15 protein-coding genes and 1 pseudogene are annotated in these 19,097 nt (G+C 47.9%); 12 read left to right on the plus strand and 4 right to left on the minus strand.

Features of this window, described 5'->3' with window-relative positions:
- From yesZ to NX903_RS03385, 7 genes are all read left to right on the plus strand, one after another.
- Positions 1-1,992, plus strand: coding sequence for a beta-galactosidase YesZ (gene yesZ, locus NX903_RS03355; RefSeq protein ID WP_086343554.1), 1,992 nt, complete (start codon positions 1-3; stop codon positions 1,990-1,992).
- Between the two features lie 43 nt (positions 1,993-2,035).
- Positions 2,036-4,609, plus strand: a complete 2,574-nt coding sequence (locus NX903_RS03360; protein ID WP_086343555.1) for an exo-rhamnogalacturonan lyase family protein — start codon at positions 2,036-2,038, stop codon at positions 4,607-4,609.
- Between the two features lie 121 nt (positions 4,610-4,730).
- Positions 4,731-6,239, plus strand: a complete 1,509-nt coding sequence (locus NX903_RS03365; RefSeq protein WP_029317444.1) for an extracellular solute-binding protein — start codon at positions 4,731-4,733, stop codon at positions 6,237-6,239.
- A gap of 54 nt (positions 6,240-6,293) precedes the next feature.
- Entirely contained in the window at positions 6,294-7,250 is a 957-nt protein-coding gene (locus NX903_RS03370; RefSeq protein ID WP_014479122.1) for an ABC transporter permease, read from the plus strand.
- Between the two features lie 13 nt (positions 7,251-7,263).
- The gene (locus NX903_RS03375) at positions 7,264-8,151 is read left to right on the plus strand and encodes a carbohydrate ABC transporter permease (protein WP_003242715.1); all 888 of its coding nucleotides are present in this window, start codon (positions 7,264-7,266) and stop codon (positions 8,149-8,151) included.
- 8 nt (positions 8,152-8,159) lie between these two features.
- Entirely contained in the window at positions 8,160-9,500 is a 1,341-nt protein-coding gene (gene lplD / locus NX903_RS03380; RefSeq protein ID WP_046664331.1) for an alpha-galacturonidase LplD, read from the plus strand.
- A gap of 74 nt (positions 9,501-9,574) precedes the next feature.
- A complete protein-coding gene (locus tag NX903_RS03385; protein ID WP_003233805.1) occupies positions 9,575-10,270 on the plus strand; it encodes a DUF421 domain-containing protein in 696 nt (231 codons plus the stop codon).
- Between the two features lie 36 nt (positions 10,271-10,306).
- Here NX903_RS03385 and hmoA read toward each other — a convergent pair whose 3' ends face one another.
- The 3 genes from hmoA to NX903_RS03400 form a co-directional block, all read right to left on the minus strand.
- The gene (gene hmoA / locus NX903_RS03390; protein WP_014479126.1) at positions 10,307-10,633 is read right to left on the minus strand and encodes a heme-degrading oxygenase HmoA; all 327 of its coding nucleotides are present in this window, start codon (positions 10,631-10,633) and stop codon (positions 10,307-10,309) included.
- Positions 10,634-10,736: 103 nt separating this feature from the next.
- The gene (locus NX903_RS03395) at positions 10,737-11,099 is read right to left on the minus strand and encodes a VOC family protein (RefSeq protein WP_003233803.1); all 363 of its coding nucleotides are present in this window, start codon (positions 11,097-11,099) and stop codon (positions 10,737-10,739) included.
- Between the two features lie 91 nt (positions 11,100-11,190).
- Positions 11,191-11,733, minus strand: a complete 543-nt coding sequence (locus NX903_RS03400; protein WP_064671886.1) for a hypothetical protein — start codon at positions 11,731-11,733, stop codon at positions 11,191-11,193.
- A gap of 197 nt (positions 11,734-11,930) precedes the next feature.
- On the opposite strand from NX903_RS03400, the gene NX903_RS03405 reads away from it, so the two are divergent.
- The 4 genes and pseudogenes from NX903_RS03405 to NX903_RS03420 form a co-directional block, all read left to right on the plus strand.
- Positions 11,931-12,803: an STAS domain-containing protein gene (locus NX903_RS03405; RefSeq protein WP_014479128.1), complete on the plus strand. Its 873-nt coding sequence runs from the start codon at positions 11,931-11,933 to the stop codon at positions 12,801-12,803.
- Between the two features lie 154 nt (positions 12,804-12,957).
- The gene (locus NX903_RS03410) at positions 12,958-13,125 is read left to right on the plus strand and encodes a YezD family protein (protein WP_003244522.1); all 168 of its coding nucleotides are present in this window, start codon (positions 12,958-12,960) and stop codon (positions 13,123-13,125) included.
- A gap of 109 nt (positions 13,126-13,234) precedes the next feature.
- Entirely contained in the window at positions 13,235-13,879 is a 645-nt protein-coding gene (locus NX903_RS03415) for a Bax inhibitor-1/YccA family protein (protein WP_014479129.1), read from the plus strand.
- A 68-nt stretch (positions 13,880-13,947) separates the two neighbouring features.
- A pseudogene (locus NX903_RS03420) lies at positions 13,948-14,285 on the plus strand (FAD-dependent monooxygenase); the annotation flags it as partial.
- Positions 14,286-14,319: 34 nt separating this feature from the next.
- Here NX903_RS03420 and NX903_RS03425 read toward each other — a convergent pair.
- Positions 14,320-15,390, minus strand: a complete 1,071-nt coding sequence (locus NX903_RS03425; RefSeq protein WP_003233793.1) for a DUF3900 domain-containing protein — start codon at positions 15,388-15,390, stop codon at positions 14,320-14,322.
- Positions 15,391-15,539: 149 nt separating this feature from the next.
- On the opposite strand from NX903_RS03425, the gene cypD reads away from it, so the two are divergent.
- Entirely contained in the window at positions 15,540-18,725 is a 3,186-nt protein-coding gene (cypD, locus tag NX903_RS03430; RefSeq protein ID WP_086343557.1) for a bifunctional P-450/NADPH--P450 reductase, read from the plus strand.
- Positions 18,726-19,097: the final 372 nt, after the last annotated feature.

Below are 19,097 nucleotides of genomic sequence, written 5' to 3' on the forward strand. Positions count from 1 at the left end.
ATGAGAAAACTGTATCATGGTGCTTGCTATTATCCGGAATTATGGGATGAAGAGACGATTCAGCAGGACATTGACATCATGCGTGAAGTTGGCGTAAATGTTGTGCGGATCGGCGAATTTGCCTGGTCTGTCATGGAACCTGAAGAAGGAAAAATTGACGTCGGTTTTTTCAAAGAAATCATCGCCCGGCTGTATGAAAGCGGGATCGAAACGATTATGTGCACGCCGACGCCTACCCCGCCAATTTGGTTCTCACACGGCCGGCCCGAACGCATGCATGTCAATGAAAAAAGAGAGATCATGGGGCATGGCTCCCGTCAGCATGCCTGTACGAACAACCCGTATTTTCGAAAAAAAGCCGCTATCATCACCACAGCCATCGCCAAGGAGCTTGGCCGGCTCCCGGGGCTGATCGGCTGGCAGCTAGACAATGAGTTTAAATGCCATGTTGCAGAATGCATGTGTGAGACGTGCTTGCGCTTATGGCATGACTGGCTCAAAAATCGCTATGGGGTGATTGAGCGGTTGAATGAAGCTTGGGGAACCGATGTGTGGAGCGAAACCTATCAGGCGTTTGAGCAAGTCCCGCAGCCGGGACCGGCCCCATTTCTGCATCACGCCTCTTTAAGCACTATGTATCAGTTGTTTTCGATGGAGATGATCGCTTCGTTTGCGGATGAACAGGCCAAAATCATCCGCTGCTATTCAGATGCGCCGATCACGCATAACGGATCAGTCATGTTCAGCGTGGACAATGAGAGAATGTTTCAGAATCTCGATTTTGCCTCCTATGACACATACGCTTCGCAGGAAAACGCCTCTGCCTTTTTATTGAACTGTAATTTGTGGAGAAATTTGAAACAGGGACGCCCGTTTTGGATTTTGGAAACGAGTCCGTCGTATGCCGCCTCGCTTGAAAGCTCCGCTTACCCGCACGCAGACGGGTATTTGCAGGCTGAAGCCGTATCGTCCTACGCCTTAGGAAGCCAGGGGTTTTGCTACTGGCTATGGCGACAGCAGCGTTCAGGCAGCGAGATTTCCCACGGTTCGGTTCTCAGTGCCTGGGGCGAACCCACCATCGGCTACCAAAATGTGCTGGCGGTTGAGCGGGCAAGAAAGGAAATCGAGCCTGTTATTCTATCGACTGAACCCGTTCAAGCCGAGGCGGCGATGACTTACTCTGACAGAGCAAAAGCATTTATTAAAACTGAGCCTCACCGGGGACTCCGGCATCGTTCGCTTGTGACGCATTTTTATGAACGTATTCTCAACACGGGGATTCACCGTGACCTTATTCCGGAAGGCGCTCCACTGGACGGATATCGCTTGCTGTTTACGCCATTTGTGCCGTATTTGTCTTCTGAATTTATCAAAAAAGCTTCGGCATTCGCTGAAGCGGGCGGCATCTGGATTGCCGGGCCGTTGACAGGAGGGCGCACATGCGAGCATACCATTCATACCGATTGCGGACTTGGCGAACTTGAGAAAACGTCAGGGATCAAAACACTGTTTACCTTTCCGATGAATGAGAACGTGAATACAGGAAAAGCGTTTGGCATCACGGCGCCGCTTGGGCTGTGGAGCGCGGTGTTTGACACAGAGAGCGGAAACACCCTTGGCACGGTTGAAGCAGGACCGGGGGCGGGCCATGCTTTTCTGACGGAACGGAATTACGGCGAGGGGAAAATTGTCATGCTGGGCTCGCTTCCATCCGGGAAAGAAGGGGATGCGATGCTGGAAGCGCTCGTCAGGCATTATGCGGAGGAAGCTGTTATTTCCAGCCGGTCGGATGTTACGCCCGGCACGATCGTTGCCCCGCGCAAAGGCGATAACGGCCTTGTGTGGATCATCGTGAATATGGATGGAAAAGGAGGAAGTGTGACACTGCCGGAAGCGGGAACAGATCTGTTGACGCACCGCTTGGAAAAGGCGGGGAGGCTGGCGGTCGGACCGCATGAATACCGTGTGATTCAATTTGACAATCCCAGCTGATTCTTTGCATCGAATCAGCTTTTTTCTATGGAGGGAGAGACCGATGAAAAAGATCAAATGGTTATCAGGACAGCCAAAGGTGATAAGCGGTGTGACGTGGGGCGTGCCATGGAAAAAAGGAGAATTAAAAAAGGGTGACCGTCTGGCGCTTATGAATAAAAACGCGGAAACGCGATATGTGCAAAGCGAACCGTCGGCCTATTGGCCGGACGGGAGCATCAAGTGGACAAAGCACGCGGCGGTGTTTGGCGGTAAGGAAAACCAAAACTTTATCGTGCAAAAAAGAGAAGTCCCGCAGCCAACTGAATCGCTCAGTATTCATGAGACAGAGCACGATATCCAAGTGGATACAGGAGCACTCGTTTGTACCATTCATAAAACAGGATCTGATTTCATTCAATCATTGCAGATCAACGGAAAGCCGATCGCCGCAGGCGGGAGGCTCGTTGCGATAAGAGAAACGAGAAAGGAGTCAGCGGCGGAAACGGTTCTTTTTCAAGAAACGTCTGTCAGCTTTATCAAACGGGCGACGATTGAGCAGAGTGGTCCTGTCAAAGCAGTAGTCAAAATCGAGGGAGTGCATGTGCTCCATAAAACGAATGAAGAATGGCTGCCGTTTGTCATCCGATTGACGTTTTATGCCGGGCTGTCTGAGATCGGCCTTGTGCACACGCAGCTGATTGACAGGAGCGGTAAACTAGAATTCGTTAAGGGGCTCGGCATCGAATTCGACCTTTTTTTGGAGGGAGAGCCGTACAACCGCCATTTTCGCTTTGCGGGAGAGAAAGGGATGTACAAAGAACCCGCCCAGCTGTTTGGTACACGTAAATTCAATGAACGATATCCGCTTTATGAAAAACAAATCAATGGCGAAATGCTGTCTCCAGATGAAGAGCATAAGGAATGGTTTGCGCACGGAACACAGAATGCGGTTTGGGACGATGTGAAGCTTGTTCAGGATTCAAGCGATCATTACAGCCTGTCAAAACGGACCGGAAAAGATTATGCGTGGATCGGCATGCTGCATGGCAGCCGGGCGAAGGGGCTTTGCTATGCGGGCGGAAAAAATGGCGGTGTGGCTCTCGGCCTGCGGTATTTCTTTGAGAAATATCCGTCAGCACTGGAAATCACAGGTCTTGCCGGCAGCCGCCCCAAAATGACTATCTGGCTTTGGCCTCCGGACGGCGAAGCGATGGATTTGCGGCATTATACAGGAAACACCCACGTGGCCAGCGCGTATGAAGGCTTTGATGAAATGCGCTCTGATCCGACAGGCATTGCGAACACAAATGAAATCAGCTTGGCGTGCTTTTCGCACATGCCGTCTGACGAAGTCCTCAATGCGCTCGCTGACAAATGGCAGGCGCCGCCGCTCATTGTATGCGAGCCGGACATCTATTACGAATCAAAAGCACTCGGGGTTTGGAGCATCATTGACACATCCCATCCGCTCAAAAAAGAGCTGGAAGAACATCTCGATGCGGCCTTTCTGTTTTATAAAAAGGAAGTAGAGCAACGCAGATGGTACGGTTTTTGGCATTATGGCGATGTCATGCATACGTATGACCCGATCCGGCATATGTGGCGGTACGATCTCGGCGGATACGCATGGCAAAACAATGAGCTCGTTCCGACCTTATGGCTGTGGCAGGCGTTTTTCCGCTCAGGCAGAGAGGATATCTTTCGCATGGCAGAAGCCATGACCCGCCATACGAGCGAAACGGACAGCTTTCACCTCGGTGAATACGCAGGACTTGGTTCACGGCATAACGTTGTGCACTGGGGATGCGGCTGCAAGGAAGCGAGAATCAGCATGGCCGGGCTTTATAAATTCTATTATTATCTGACGGGTGATGAGCGGACGGGAGATCTTTTGACAGAAGTGAAGGATGCCGATTATGCCCTCGTCAAAACCGATCCGATGCGCGCTTTTTACGAGAAAGGCAAGCACCCGACTCACGCCAGAACGGGACCGGACTGGGCGGCGTTTTGCTCGAACTGGCTGGCGGAATGGGAGCGGACCGAAAATCCGGAATATCTCAAAAAAATCGAAACGGGAATCAACTGTCTGAAGCTGCTGCCGCTCCGCTTATTATCCGGCCCGACATTTGAATATGACCCGGCGACCTCGATGCTTCATCATTTGGGAGACGGCATTGCGGGCGGATATCATATGATCATTGCCTTCGGCGCGCCGCAAGTGTGGATGGAGCTGGCTGAGCTGCTTGATGACCGGGAATGGGAAGATATGCTGAGTGAATTCGGCGAATTTTACACACTAAGTGATGAGGAAAAACGGAAAAAAAGCGGAGGCGCTCTTCATGACGAGCATTTTCACTGGCCGATGTTCGCCGCCGGTATGACAGCCTACGCCGCGAGAAAAAAACAAGATCCTCATCTCGCCGCCAAAGCGTGGAATCTTTTGCTAGAAGATAAGCTCAGCCATATGCCGCTTCCGATCAAACCGGAGCGCATCGAGACATGGACGCAGCTAGAGGAGCTTCCATGGGTGACAACGAACACTGTCTCTCAATGGTGTTTAAATGTCATAGCGGCACTGGAACTGATCGGAGATTCCCTTCCGGCAAAAAAAGAAACATCGGGCAAAAAAGGATAACAGCCGGAATTTCATAGGAGAAATGGTGCAAAAAATGAAGATTGCAAGAATTTATGTAAGCGCTTTATATTGAGAGGGGCAAAGGGGAAATGCAAATTGAAAAAAGGGGGACTTACGCATCATGAAAATAAGAATGCGAAAAAAATGGATGGCCTTGCCGCTTGCTGCCATGATGATCGCCGGATGCAGCCATTCGGAAACATCCAATTCAGCAAGCGATTCGAAAGATACGATCAAAATTATGGCGCCGCTCTTATCGCCGGAAAGCCCGAGTGATAAGAGTCCTTCATTAAAAGCGCTCGAAAAATACACAGGCAAAGAGATTAAGGTCACATGGGTGCCTGATTCATCCTACAACGACAAATTCAACATCGTCATGGCTTCAGGAGAGATGCCTCACGCGATTGTCATTAAAGATAAGTCAGCCGGCTTTATCAAATCTGTCAAAGCAGGGGCGTTTTGGGAGCTGTCTCCTTATTTAAAAGACTACAAGAATTTAAGCCAGGCAGATGAAAAGATTTTGAAGAACAGCTCGGTGAACGGCGAGGTGTACGGAATCTACAGAACGAGGGATCTGATTAGGGCGTGTATGATCATCAGAACCGACTGGCTGAAAAATGTCGGTCTGGATATGCCGGAAACGCTTGATGATTTCTATGAAGTGCTGAAAGCCTTTAAGGAAAAAGATCCTGACGGAAACGGCAAGGATGATACGTACGGCATGGTCGTGCCGAAATGGATGGGACTCGGCAACGGAAGCCCATGGGATGTTCTGCAAATCTGGTTCGGCGCTCCGAACCGCTACGGTGTTGAAAACGGAAAGCTGATTCCGGATTTTACAACGAAGGAATACATGGATGCGCTCACGTTTTTTAAAAAGCTCTATGATGAGGGATTGATCAATAAGGACTTTGCTGTCATGGATTCTGCGAAGTGGAATGATCCGGTTGTAAAAGGAAAAGCGGGTGTCATCGTTGATACAGGCTCAAGAGCGTCTCAAATCCAAAGCGCGATGGAGGAGGCGGATGAGTCGAACAAGGATATCATTGATATCGTCGGCTCGCTTGAGGGACCGAATGGCAAGCGCACCTTCCCGACATCTGGTTATTCAGGCATGATCACGATACCAAAATCAAGCGTCAAAACCGAAAAAGAGCTGAAAGAGGTGCTGTCCTTCCTTGATAAGATGAATGATAAGGAAGCGCAGATTCTCACGAACAACGGAGTGAAGGGCCGCAATTACGAGCTCAAGGACGGCGTATTCACCTCACTTGAAAAAAACAATAAATCTCTCCTGTATGAGCATGAAGGCTTGGCACAGTTCAGCATGTCGATTCCGAAAAGCGAGTATTACATCGAAGACCAGAAAACCAAGCTCTTCCAGCATCGCAAGGACATCATAACCGAAGGAGAAAAAATAGCCGTCTTTAACCCGGCTGAGTCGCTTGTATCTGATGTCTATACCCAAAAAGGAGCCCAGCTTGACAACATCATTCTCGACGCGAGAACACAATTTATCATTGGAGAAATTGATGAAAAAGGGTTCGATGATGCGGTGGAGCTTTGGAAAAAAAGCGGCGGCAATGAACTGATGAAGGACTTGAACAAATTGTACCAATCGTCAAAATAAACCGATGCGCCTGCCTTTCGGCGGGCGCCCCGGTATCACGAAAGGAGAACAGATATGGAAACAGTGCCGAAGAAGGGAGATGCACCTGTTCTCACCGCTGGAAAAGGCATCAGCTGGATGGCTGCGCTCAAACGGGACAAATGGCTTTATCTTCTTCTTATTCCCGGTCTGCTTTATTTCTTGATTTTCAAATACTTGCCGATGTGGGGCGTGCTGATCGCTTTTAAAGACTATTCGCCATATCTCGGCTTCTGGAAAAGCGAATGGGTCGGCTTTGATTATTTCAAAGACTTTTTTATGAATCCGGATTTTTTCCGGCTGCTGCGCAACACCCTCATGCTGGCGAGCCTGGATCTTTTGTTTGCCTTTCCCGCGCCTCTCATTTTGGCCCTGCTTTTGAATGAGGTAAGAAAGGCCGTGTATAAAAGATGTATCCAAACCTTTATTTACGTACCCCATTTTGTATCATGGACAATTGTGGTCAGCATCACCTTCGTTTTCTTTACTGTCGATACAGGTGTGATCAACAAATTGATTATGAGCCTGACAGGTGAGCAGATTTCTTTCTTGTCGGATGCAGACTGGTTCCGGCCAATGATTGTGATGCAAAGCATTTGGAAGGAGACAGGCTGGGGAACGATTCTATTTTTGGCAGCGCTTGCTACGGTTGATCAAGAGCAGTATGAAGCGGCCATCATGGACGGAGCGGGGCGGTTCAGGAGAATGTGGCATATTACTCTGCCGGCGATTAGAAGCACCATTATCGTTTTGTTGATTTTAAGAATCGGCAGCTTTTTGAATCTAGGCTTTGAACAGGTGTATTTGATGACGAACTCGCTCAACCGCAGTGTGGCTGACATCTTCGACACGTATGTGTACATGATGGGGATTACCCAAGGGGCGTATAGCTACAGCACGGCGGTCGGTTTGTTTAAGTCAGTTGTCGGGATTATCTTGATTTTTGGCGCCAATTACATTGCGAAAAAGTTTGATCAGGAAGGATTGTTTTAGAGGAGGGAGAGGTATGGCTGAAATTCACACGATGCACAACACCAAAGCCGGACGGGTGTTTGACGTCTGCAACATTCTGTTTCTCGGCGGTGTCGGCGCGATTACCATTTTGCCGTTTTTGTATATTATCGCCGGTTCCTTTGCGACAGAAGCGGAACTCGCCCAGCGGAGCTTCTTTATTTTCCCGAAAACCTTTACACTTGATGCTTACAAGTATGTGTTTTCGACACCGACGTTCCTTCGAAGCATGGGTGTGTCCATCTTCATCACCGTGGTCGGGACGGCTGTACAGCTGTTTTTCACCTTCACAATGGCGTATCCGCTGGCGAAGCGGCATGTGAAGGGACGGAATCTGCTGTTGAATCTGGTGATTTTCTCCATGCTGTTTTCAGGCGGCATGATTCCGACGTACCTTGTCGTAAAATCACTTGGCCTTTTGGATACGTATTGGGCATTGATTCTGCCGATGGCGATTAATCCGTTCAACCTTATTATTATCAAAAACTTCTTTCAGCAGCTGCCGCGCGAGCTGGAGGAATCAGCAAAAATTGACGGCTGTTCCGAAATCGGCGTCTTCTGGCGGATCGCCCTGCCACTGTCAAAGCCAGTCATAGCGACCTTTGCGCTGTTTTATGCGGTCGGGATTTGGAATGATTTCTTCCACGCTCTCTTATATATCAATGACAGTGCAAAATGGCCGCTGCAAATGGTGCTTCGCCAAGTCACGATTTTATCGGATTTAACGGCGACCAATGGCGATACGATGCAAAATGCCGTTCCGCCGGAGCAGGGAATTAAACTCGCTGTCATTGTCATAGCGACGCTGCCGATTTTGGCGGTCTATCCATTTTTACAAAAACACTTTGCAAAGGGAATGCTGATCGGTTCGGTGAAAGGCTGAGAAAGGGAGTGTTTCATATCAGTACATTAGATCAGATTAAGATTGCCTATATCGGCGGGGGGTCCCAAGGCTGGGCCAGAAGCCTGATGAGTGATTTGTCGATTGATGAACGGATGTCAGGCACGGTGGCGCTCTATGATCTTGATTTTGAAGCCGCTCAGAAAAATGAAGTGATCGGCAATCACAGCGGGAACGGCAGATGGAGATATGAGGCTGTTTCTACTTTGAAAAAGGCGTTATCAGCCGCGGATATCGTCATTATTTCCATTTTGCCGGGATCACTGGATGATATGGAAGTCGATGTCCACTTGCCTGAGCGCTGCGGTATTTATCAGTCTGTAGGTGATACTGTCGGGCCTGGAGGGATCATCAGGGGCTTGCGTGCTGTCCCGATATTTGCGGAAATTGCCCGGGCAATAAGAGACTACGCACCTGAATCATGGGTCATTAATTATACAAACCCGATGTCTGTCTGTACAAGAGTGCTGTATAAAGTGTTTCCCGGCATCAAAGCGATTGGCTGCTGCCACGAGGTATTCGGGACGCAAAAGTTATTGGCGGAAATGGTCACGGAAAGGCTGGGGATTGAGGTGCCGCGGCGTGAGGATATCCGCGTTAATGTGCTCGGCATTAACCATTTTACATGGATCACAAAAGCCTCTTACCGCCATATTGACCTGCTGCCTATATTCCGTGAATTCAGCGCGCACTATGGGGAATCAGGATATGAGCTGGAGGGGGAAAGCTGGAGGGACAGCGTCTTTTGTTCGGCACACCGTGTTGCGTTTGATTTATTTGAAACGTATGGCGCCATCCCTGCTGCGGGAGACAGGCATCTGGCAGAGTTTCTTCCCGGCCCATACCTCAAACAGCCTGAAGTATGGAAATTTCATCTCACACCTATATCATTCAGAAAACAAGATAGAGCTGAGAAACGACAAGAAACAGAACGGTTGATCGTGCAACAACGGGGCGTTGCTGAGAAAGCTTCGGGAGAAGAAGGCGTGAACATCATAGCGGCTCTTCTCGGATTGAGTGAACTCGTCACAAATGTAAATATGCCGAATCAAGGCCAGGTCTCAAACCTTCCTATACAAGCCATTGTCGAAACAAACGCATTCATCACAAGGAACCGTGTCCAGCCGATTTTGTCCGGAGCGCTTCCGAAAGGTGTGGAAATGCTGGCGGCTAGGCATATATCCAATCAGGAGGCAGTGGCGGACGCAGGTTTAACAAAGGATGCTGGCCTCGCGTTTCAAGCCTTCCTCAATGACCCGCTTGTCCAGATTGACCGCAGTGATGCAGAGCAGCTTTTCAATGACATGCTCCAATTCACCATGCAACGTTGAGCGGAGCTTTTCCGGTTTAGAAAGGAAAGCATTGACCATACTGATAGTATAATCAAGAAGTAGGTGCTATCAATATGGGAAATTATTTAAGCGTTGCGGTAGAACTGGTCTGCGGTCTAGGCATTTTATTTATCATCTTAAAGCTTCTCGGGAAAACCCAATTTTCTCAAATTACGCCGTTTGACTTTATTTCTGCTTTAATTTTAGGTGAATTAGTCGGAAATGCCGTCTACGATCATGAAATCAAAATCAAAGAAATTATTTTTGCTTCGCTGCTGTGGGGCGTGCTGATTTATATTATTGAATTTATCACGCAAAAAATGAAATCATCGCGAAAGTTCTTGGAGGGTGAGCCGAATATCGTCATCCGCAAAGGAGAGCTTCAATATAAAGTAATGAAGAAAAATAAGATAGACATTAACCAGCTGCAAAGCCTTTTGAGGCAAGCCGGGAGCTTTTCGATCCAAGAAGTAGAATATGCGATTTTGGAAACAAACGGGATGGTCAGCGTGCTTCCAAAATCCGACTTTGACAAACCGACCAATAAGGATTTGCAGATTCCTTCGAAGTCTGTTTCCCTGCCGATCACTTTAATCATAGATGGAGAGATTGTCCGGGATAATCTGAAGGAAGCAGGTGTGGATGAACAGTGGCTGAAGCAAGAATTGAAAAAGAAGAACATTGATAAGACGGAGGACGTGTTATTTGCAGAATGGCATAAAAATAAGCCGCTGTATACCGTAACATACGAACAAAGCAGATCAACATGACTCTTAGAAAAAAGCTTGCAGCAAGGCGCAAGCTTTTTATTGATTGTATGTCCCTTGTTTGACAGCACGTACATGGTACATGCTCACTTCAGTGCTGATCAGATAGTCAGGCTTTGGTTTGCCTTTGTTTGCTTTGTGGCCGGCGATATGCGCATCGCTTTTTTCCCATTGCTTCCAGCGATCCTCTGATTCCCAGCGAATCATGACAACAACTTCCTCATCACCGCGGCGTACGTTTTTCTCAAGCACTGTCACATCAATTAAACCTTCTTGTTTTTCAATGATTCCTTCAGCGCTGAAACGTTCTATGACTTTATCTGCAAAGCCTTCTTTAACCGTCATTTTTCTTAACTGTACAAACATTTGTCTCACTCCAATCATTCTCACATATGAATAATTGTAAATGAAATTCATTCTCAATGTCAAAGAAAGCGCAGGGCGGAATCGAACCGCCGTGCGCAACAGTTTATTCTTTTAATAAAAACACATTTCCGTCTTCGTCCTTAAATTGAACGAAGGTGCCCCACTCCATTTGATTGGGCTCACCGAGAAATTCTACACCGTTTGTCTTCATTTTCTCGTATGTACCAAAGATGTCTTCGCATTCAAACACAATAGAAGCCTTCATTTGCTCTGAGCCTTTCATCATGGCTTTCGGGTAAATGACTAAACGAGTCTCGGCTCCTTTTGGCGCAACCTCCAGCCAGCTTGCTTCAGGTCCCATCGGGTGGTCCGCTGCAATATCAAAGCCTACCTTCTCTGTCCAAAATTGCTTCGCTTTCTGCTGGTCCTCGACATATACAGCAACAGTGCCAATTTGTTTGATCATAGGGAAACCTCCAAGTTGAAAAGATAATAATACTATAACCTGTTTACGGCCGAAGTAACATAAAAAAATCAGCCGGGAAACCGGCTGATTATTAAAATGAGCAGCTTACAACATCGATGTGATTTGTGTCTAAGGCGAAATAAACCCAGCGGCGCCGTGAGGAATCCCAATAAAAGCCGCCGACGGATCTTCTGCCAAGGATGATCGGGTAAAACCAAAATGAGCGGCCATTGGTTAACCAAACATAGGTAAATCGGAAAAGGCAAGGACGAATGGTGATTGGTTCAACTAACAAAACGGCTCCTTGAGAACCCTGCGGTTTTGGGGGTTTCGCTGGTATTTGGGAAGGAGGAGGTCCCTGCGGCGCACCGCCGAAGCCTGGGCTGGCACCGCTGCCAATACCAGGGCCGGAGCCGCCGCCAAAGCCTGGAACAGCGCCACCGCCAATACCAGGGCCGGAGCCGCCGCCAAAGCCTGGAACAGCACCGCCGCCAATGCCAGGGCCGGAGCCGCCGCCAGAGCCCGGAACAGCACCGCTGCCAATGCCAGGCCATGGATATCGGTATTCATATTCAAAAGCAGGCCAAGGCTCATAAAAATGCCCCGCAAACATATAAGGATCAACATAATACATGTGATAACGTCCTTTCTCATTGTAAACTGTACACTGCAGTTTATGCGGGCGGACTCTTATTGGTGCATTCGCCTAAGGATATGAAGCTGAAATGCTCTCAGAGAGCAGAATCATTTGATTTTTCTCTAGTCTTATTCACAATTCCGATTTATCATTTTATAATGAAAGTGCTTCTATTACGAAAAAGGAGACAGACCGTGAATATCGATCAATTATTATATCAATATATCATAGACAACACTGCGGATATTACTGAGAAATGGTTCAGTTTGCGTTGCCAGCTAAAAGGCGAGCTATATTCCGCCAGCCATTTAAGTGAAGAAACGAAAACACTTTTAACCGAGCAGCATACATTTACCAATATAACAATCGCAAGCGCATTTCTGGAGGATCAAACCGATTTTCAAGACAACATGACAAAATGGGCGGAAAACGTTGCGAAAAACAGGGTAGAGCAGGATGTTCAAGTTCATGAGGTCGTAGAAGCCATATCCAACTCTAGAATCTCATTCTGGGACGCAGTCGTCACATTTATAAAAGAGAATCAGGAGATCGTGACAAATGAGGATGCAGACCGATGGAACCGCATTGTGAATCAGTCGTTCGATAAGCTGATTATTGAATTCTCTGAGCAGTACCAAAAATTCATGCTGATGAGGCTCACATCTCAGCAGGAACTGATCTCAGAGCTTGGCTGCCCGGTCATTTCCATTGCCGATGGAATCGGGATATTGCCGCTTATCGGCTCCATTGATACAAAACGGGCACAGGTCATTTTAGAAACAGTGCCGGTCCGCTGTGTCGAGAGAAAAATCACAAGCCTCGTCGTTGATCTTTCGGGTGTTCCGATTGTGGATACCATGGTGGCTCAGCAATTGTACAACCTGTCTAAAACGCTTTTCTTATTAGGCGTCAAAGCCGTATTTTCAGGGATTCGCCCGGATGTGGCCCAAACATCGATTCAATTGGGGCTTGATTTTAGTGAATATGAAACGTACGGCACGCTGAAGCAGGCATTAGAAAATATGGGTGTCCGCTGTATTGTTGAGGAATTGGAAGAAAACAAATAGGAAGTTTCCAGGCATATGATTGTCCGTCACCGGGTGATCATATGCCTTTTTGATTTGAACAGAAATCACCATTGATTTATCAAAAAAAACATAATATTATAATTCTTATAAGAATACTGTGAATTAAAACCTATTCAACAGGGGGGAAGGTCTTTTGGTTTCAAAATCAACGATTGATCCGGAAGTGATTGAAAAAATCATCAGCTCGCTGGAAACACTCGATTTCGGCACCGTTCAAATTACGGTTCATGATTCTCAGATTACCCAAATTGAGAAAATAGAAAAGCACCGTTTTTCGCTGAAAAGGAAAGAATCAAAATGATAATGTAAAGGGCGTTTGTTTTCATTAAATTCTCCTTAAAACATATACATATTTCATCCAATTTTTATATAATAGACCTTTAAGATCATTTTTTAGGAGGATTTTTGACATGCAAGCTACGGTTCACGAGAGTAAGCAATCGATCATGCAACGCATTTTGACAGTCTTTGTCTTTACTTTGCTGATCGCGACTGTCGGCCTTTTTATCGGCCAATTTGTTCCTGTCGCTTTGATGCTGCCGCTTTCTATTCTTGAAGTGGTGATGATTATTCTGGCCTTCTGGATGCGCAGAAGAAAAGCGGTCGGGTATGCGTTTGTATATACATTCGCGTTCGTTTCCGGCATTACCTTATTTCCGATCGTCAGCCATTACGCTTCCATCGCCGGCGCCTATGTCGTGCTTGAAGCCTTTGGTTCTACATTTGTCATTTTTGCCGTCTTAGGCACAATCGGCGCAAAAATGAAGAAGGATTTATCCTTCCTGTGGTCATTTCTGCTGGTTGCGGTGCTCGCCCTCGCAGTGGTAGGGATTTTCAACATTTTCAGCCCGTTAAACTCAGCGGCGATGATGGCGTATTCCGTGATCGGAACCATCGTCTTTTCCCTTTACATTTTGTATGATTTGAATCAAATCAAACACCGCCACATTACGGAAGACTTGATTCCGGTTATGGCGTTATCGCTGTACCTAGACTTTATCAACTTGTTCATCAACCTGCTCCGCTTCTTCGGCATTTTGAGCAGTGATGATTAATGAAAAAGCGCCTGTCTTTGGATAGGCGCTTTTTTTCCATACATAAAAAGGGCAGATGGAGTGTTTATGAGTATCCTATCATTTTAAATACGCTGGAGCAGGTCACAGTGCTGGAGCCATGGTACGAAGACCCGTCATCATCGGAGGAGACGCCGCCCACGCCGGTGCGCCAACCCTGGCACAAGGAGCGGCAATGGCGATCGAGGATGCCATCGTCCTCGCCGAAGAACTCCAAAACCACGCCGACCACGAAACAGCATTACAGGCGTACTACAAAAGAAGAGCCCCACGAGCGCTCAAAGTCCAGAATCTATCTTCAGAAATCGTCCGCCGCGGGCTGAAAGGAGAGCCGGGAGCGGAAGAACTGATTGGGGAGTGCTATGCGGTGTTGAGGGAAGGGTATTAAATAGGAAAAGTCCAGAAAGTGATTTCTGGACTTTTTAGTCTTGCTCTGTTTTATTCCTTATCCGCTCAATCACCTCATGCAGCCCCTCAGGCTTATAAAACTCCACCGGTGAACTGCCTTTCTCAAACGAAATCGTCTCGGCTTCAATCAGCGCGACATAGCGCCCGTTTACTTTTGCGAGATGAATAGAATCGCCAAAATCCGCTAGCAATCCCTTAATCTCTGTTTCTCCGACTTTCATTTTCAGCTGGGCCTCTGGCGTGTGCTCGATGATTTGGGCGGAGGCTTCGATGACTTGATGGGTGTCGAGGCGCTCTTGGATTTCCCGTTTTTCGCTTGCTTCCCAAATCTCAATGTCGTGCTCGAACTGCTTGAGTTCTTCGCTGTTGTCTTCAAATGTCTCGTAGACGTGCTCTTGTACCATGTTCATGACCTGATTTTTCATGATTTCTGGCATCGATTCTCCGTACTCGACGAATTTCAGAAAGTCCTCAAAATAGCGGGCGTGTGAGGCCTGGTGGATTTTCAGTTCACCTTCCTCGACCATTCCTTCCTCTGGCATGTACGGGTATTGGATGCTTTTCATGTTTTTTGTCGTGATCGCCATTTCGACTTTTTTAATGAGAGAAGACGCGTCAGAGATGCGGGCGACCTTCGGCTCAAAATCACATTTCATAATGAAGACAAATGACTCGTCAAAGTATTTTCTCGGTACGGCCGAAGCGACGAGAAACACGCCGCCGCGAACCGCGCTTGTGTCAAGGTACGTGCGGACGAACTGCTCGCTCAGCTCATTGAAGTCTTCTTTTGTTTCCGCCAGACGCGCGCGGTTGAACATGTTGTAGTTTGGGTTGGAATCGAGCTCGTGGCCGGGCTCGACGATAAAATGGCCGATTTTCGTCGGCACCTGCTCGGACTGCGGATGGCGGTCTGCTTTCCGTTTGACGATTTTTTTCAGTTCCCCGTCGAGAAAGTCCTTCAGCTCGCTTTCTTCAAATTCGCCCGTATCAAGGGTCTGGAAGTGCTTGAACTGCTTGTTCGCCTGCTCATCTTTGCCTTCCACCTGTATGACATAAAAGGATAAAAACCGAATTTCAAAATCCATATATAAACTCACCTTATTCGCGTATTGTACAGCTTCTCAAGTATAGAAAAAACAGCGATCATGCGTCAATTGGGAGAACGGAATAATCATGACCATGAAAGGGAAATGTAGTCAAATAGAAGGCATCTCATACGGAAAGGAATGGTTCGATGAAGGAAACAAGCCCGATTCCTCAACCGAAGACGTTTGGGCCGCTCGGCAATTTGCCTTTAATCGATAAAGACAAGCCGACGCTTTCGCTGATCAAACTGGCGGAAGAACAGGGCCCGATTTTTCAAATCCATACACCCGCGGGCACGACCATTGTAGTGTCCGGCCACGAATTGGTGAAAGAGGTTTGTGATGAAGAACGGTTTGATAAAAGCATTGAAGGCGCCTTGGAAAAGGTCCGCGCGTTTTCCGGTGACGGATTGTTTACGAGCTGGACGCATGAGCCTAACTGGAGAAAAGCGCACAACATTCTGATGCCGACGTTCAGCCAGCGGGCCATGAAGGACTATCATGAGAAAATGGTCGATATCGCTGTTCAGCTCATTCAAAAATGGGCAAGGCTCAATCCGAATGAAGCAGTCGATGTCCCGGGAGATATGACCCGGCTGACGCTCGACACCATTGGGCTATGCGGGTTTAACTACCGCTTTAACAGTTACTACAGAGAAACGCCCCACCCGTTTATCAACAGCATGGTGCGGGCGCTTGATGAAGCGATGCATCAAATGCAGCGGCTTGATGTTCAAGATAAGCTTATGGTCAGAACAAAGCGGCAATTCCGCCATGATATTCAAACGATGTTTTCGTTAGTCGACAGCATTATTGCAGAGCGCAGGGCGAATGGAGACCAGGATGAAAAAGATTTGCTCGCCCGCATGCTGAATGTGGAAGATCCGGAAACGGGTGAAAAGCTCGACGACGAAAATATCCGCTTTCAAATCATTACGTTTTTGATTGCCGGCCATGAAACAACGAGCGGCCTGCTTTCCTTTGCGACTTATTTTTTATTGAAGCATCCTGACAAACTGAAAAAGGCGTATGAAGAGGTCGATCGGGTGCTGACGGATGCAGCGCCGACCTATAAACAAGTGCTGGAGCTTACATACATACGGATGATTTTAAATGAATCACTGCGCTTATGGCCGACAGCTCCGGCTTTCAGCCTTTATCCAAAAGCAGACACAGTCATTGGCGGGAAATTCCCGATCACGACGAATGACAGAATTTCTGTGCTGATTCCGCAGCTTCATCGTGATCGAGACGCTTGGGGAAAGGACGCAGAAGAATTCCGGCCGGAACGGTTTGAGCATCAGGACCAAGTGCCTCATCATGCGTACAAACCATTCGGAAATGGACAACGGGCCTGTATCGGCATGCAGTTTGCCCTTCATGAAGCCACACTTGTGTTAGGCATGATTCTAAAATATTTCACACTGATTGATCATGAGAATTATGAGCTTGATATCAAACAAACCTTAACACTTAAGCCGGGCGATTTTCACATCAGGGTTCAAAGCCGTCATCAGGAAGCCATTCATGCGGACGTCCAGGCAGCTGAAAAAGCCGCGCCTGATGAGCAAAAGGAGAAAACGGAAGCAAAGGGTGCATCGGTCATCGGTCTTAACAACCGCCCGCTTCTCGTGCTGTACGGCTCAGATACCGGCACCGCAGAAGGCGTCGCCCGGGAGCTTGCTGATACTGCCAGTCTTCACGGCGTAAGGACAGAGACAGCACCTCTGAACGACCGGATTGGAAAGCTGCCGAAAGAGGGAGCGGTTGTCATTGTGACCTCGTCTTATAATGGAAAACCGCCAAGCAATGCCGGACAGTTCGTGCAGTGGCTTCAAGAAATCAAACCGGGTGAGCTTGAGGGCGTCCATTACGCGGTATTTGGCTGCGGCGACCACAACTGGGCGAGCACGTATCAATACGTGCCGAGATTCATTGATGAGCAGCTTGCGGAGAAAGGCGCGACTCGGTTTTCTGCGCGCGGGGAAGGGGATGTGAGCGGTGATTTTGAAGGGCAGCTTGACGAGTGGAAAAAAAGCATGTGGGCAGACGCCATTAAGGCATTCGGACTGGAGCTGAATGAAAACGCCGATAAGGAACGAAGCACGCTAAGCCTTCAGTTTGTCAGAGGGCTGGGCGAGTCTCCGCTCGCTAGATCGTACGAAGCCTCTCACGCATCCATTGCCGAAAATCGTGAACTCCAGTCCGCAGACAGCGATCGAAGCACTCGCCATATCGAAATTGCATTGCCGCCGGATGTTGAATATCAAGAGGGCGACCATCTTGGCGTATTGCCAAAAAACAGCCAAACCAATGTCAACCGGATTCTCCACAGATTCGGTCTGAAGGGAACCGATCAAGTGACATTGTCTGCAAGCGGCCACAGTGCGGGGCATCTGCCATTGGGCCGTCCTGTCAGCCTGCATGATCTTCTCAGCTACAGCGTCGAGGTGCAGGAAGCAGCCACAAGAGCGCAAATACGTGAACTGGCCGCTTTTACAGTGTGTCCGCCGCATAAGCGCGAATTAGAAGAACTGACAGCAGAGGGTGTTTATCAGGAGCAAATATTGAAAAAACGAATTTCCATGCTGGATCTGCTTGAAAAGTATGAAGCGTGCGACATGCCGTTTGAACGATTTTTAGAGCTTTTACGGCCGTTAAAACCGAGATATTATTCGATTTCAAGCTCTCCAAGAGTGAATCCGCGGCAAGCATCGATCACAGTCGGTGTCGTGCGTGGCCCTGCGTGGAGCGGCCGTGGCGAATACAGGGGCGTGGCATCAAATGATTTAGCTGAGCGTAAAGCCGGTGATGATGTCGTGATGTTTGTCCGCACACCGGAATCCCGGTTTCAGCTTCCAGAAGATCCTGAAACTCCAATCATTATGGTCGGACCAGGCACCGGAGTCGCACCATTCCGCGGTTTCCTTCAAGCCCGCGAAGTTTTAAAGCGGGAAGGGAAAACGCTCGGTGAAGCTCATCTCTATTTTGGATGCAGGAACGATCGTGATTTTATATACCGCGATGAACTTGAGCAGTTTGAAAAAGACGGAATCGTCACTGTCCACACAGCCTTTTCCCGCAAAGAAGGCATGCCGAAAACGTATGTCCAGCATGTAATGGCTGACCATGCAGAAATGTTAATATCGATCCTTGACCGCGGAGGCAGGCTTTATGTATGCGGTGATGGCAGCAAAATGGCCCCGGATGTGGAGGCGGCACTGCAAAAGGCGTATCAGTCTGTTCATGGCACCGGGGAGCAAGAAGCGCAAAACTGGCTGAGACATCTGCAGGATACCGGTATGTACACCAAAGATGTCTGGGCAGGGATATAGATAAAGAAGACTGGGAACATCCAGTCTTTTTTGTCCTTTAGAAAAAATGGTGATCGCGCTAAACATTGATGCATACAATAACTTCAGTCCGCCGGAAGGGCGGGCTGTCTGCAAAACCTATTTTTCGTTTTTGCTAGTTTATGTTATTCTTATACTCGGTATCTATTTCTTTTTTCAAAGGCACACATGACAAAAGAAATCCTTTTTTTATTTCCGAGAAAAAAATGTGAAACGAAATGAAGGTTTCTTTCGTCCAGTGATTGGTTTCCAAATGGTTGTAATAAAAATGATATGGTGCGAAACATAAATATTCCGGCTTGCCGCGGTGTATTTCTTGTTGTGTGATGCCTTGATTTTGTTTGGAAAGAAGGA

Source organism: Bacillus sp. FSL R5-0576, assembly GCF_038004765.1.
GTDB classification, from domain to species: domain Bacteria; phylum Bacillota; class Bacilli; order Bacillales; family Bacillaceae; genus Bacillus; species Bacillus subtilis.

Bases quoted from the DNA above. Each gene is read 5' to 3' on its own strand.
- NX903_RS03425 (WP_003233793.1), bottom strand. From the start codon at position 15,390: ATGGATTTTGAAATTCGGTTTTTATCCTTTTATGTCATACAGGTGGAA.
- cypD (WP_086343557.1), top strand. From the start codon at position 15,540: ATGAAGGAAACAAGCCCGATTCCTCAACCGAAGACGTTTGGGCCGCTC.
- NX903_RS03400 (WP_064671886.1), bottom strand. From the start codon at position 11,733: ATGTATTATGTTGATCCTTATATGTTTGCGGGGCATTTTTATGAGCCT.
- NX903_RS03385 (WP_003233805.1), top strand. From the start codon at position 9,575: ATGGGAAATTATTTAAGCGTTGCGGTAGAACTGGTCTGCGGTCTAGGC.
- NX903_RS03375 (WP_003242715.1), top strand. From the start codon at position 7,264: ATGGCTGAAATTCACACGATGCACAACACCAAAGCCGGACGGGTGTTT.
- hmoA (WP_014479126.1), bottom strand. From the start codon at position 10,633: ATGTTTGTACAGTTAAGAAAAATGACGGTTAAAGAAGGCTTTGCAGAT.
- NX903_RS03395 (WP_003233803.1), bottom strand. From the start codon at position 11,099: ATGATCAAACAAATTGGCACTGTTGCTGTATATGTCGAGGACCAGCAG.
- NX903_RS03360 (WP_086343555.1), top strand. From the start codon at position 2,036: ATGAAAAAGATCAAATGGTTATCAGGACAGCCAAAGGTGATAAGCGGT.
- NX903_RS03370 (WP_014479122.1), top strand. From the start codon at position 6,294: ATGGAAACAGTGCCGAAGAAGGGAGATGCACCTGTTCTCACCGCTGGA.
- NX903_RS03415 (WP_014479129.1), top strand. From the start codon at position 13,235: ATGCAAGCTACGGTTCACGAGAGTAAGCAATCGATCATGCAACGCATT.
- yesZ (WP_086343554.1), top strand. From the start codon at position 1: ATGAGAAAACTGTATCATGGTGCTTGCTATTATCCGGAATTATGGGAT.
- NX903_RS03365 (WP_029317444.1), top strand. From the start codon at position 4,731: ATGAAAATAAGAATGCGAAAAAAATGGATGGCCTTGCCGCTTGCTGCC.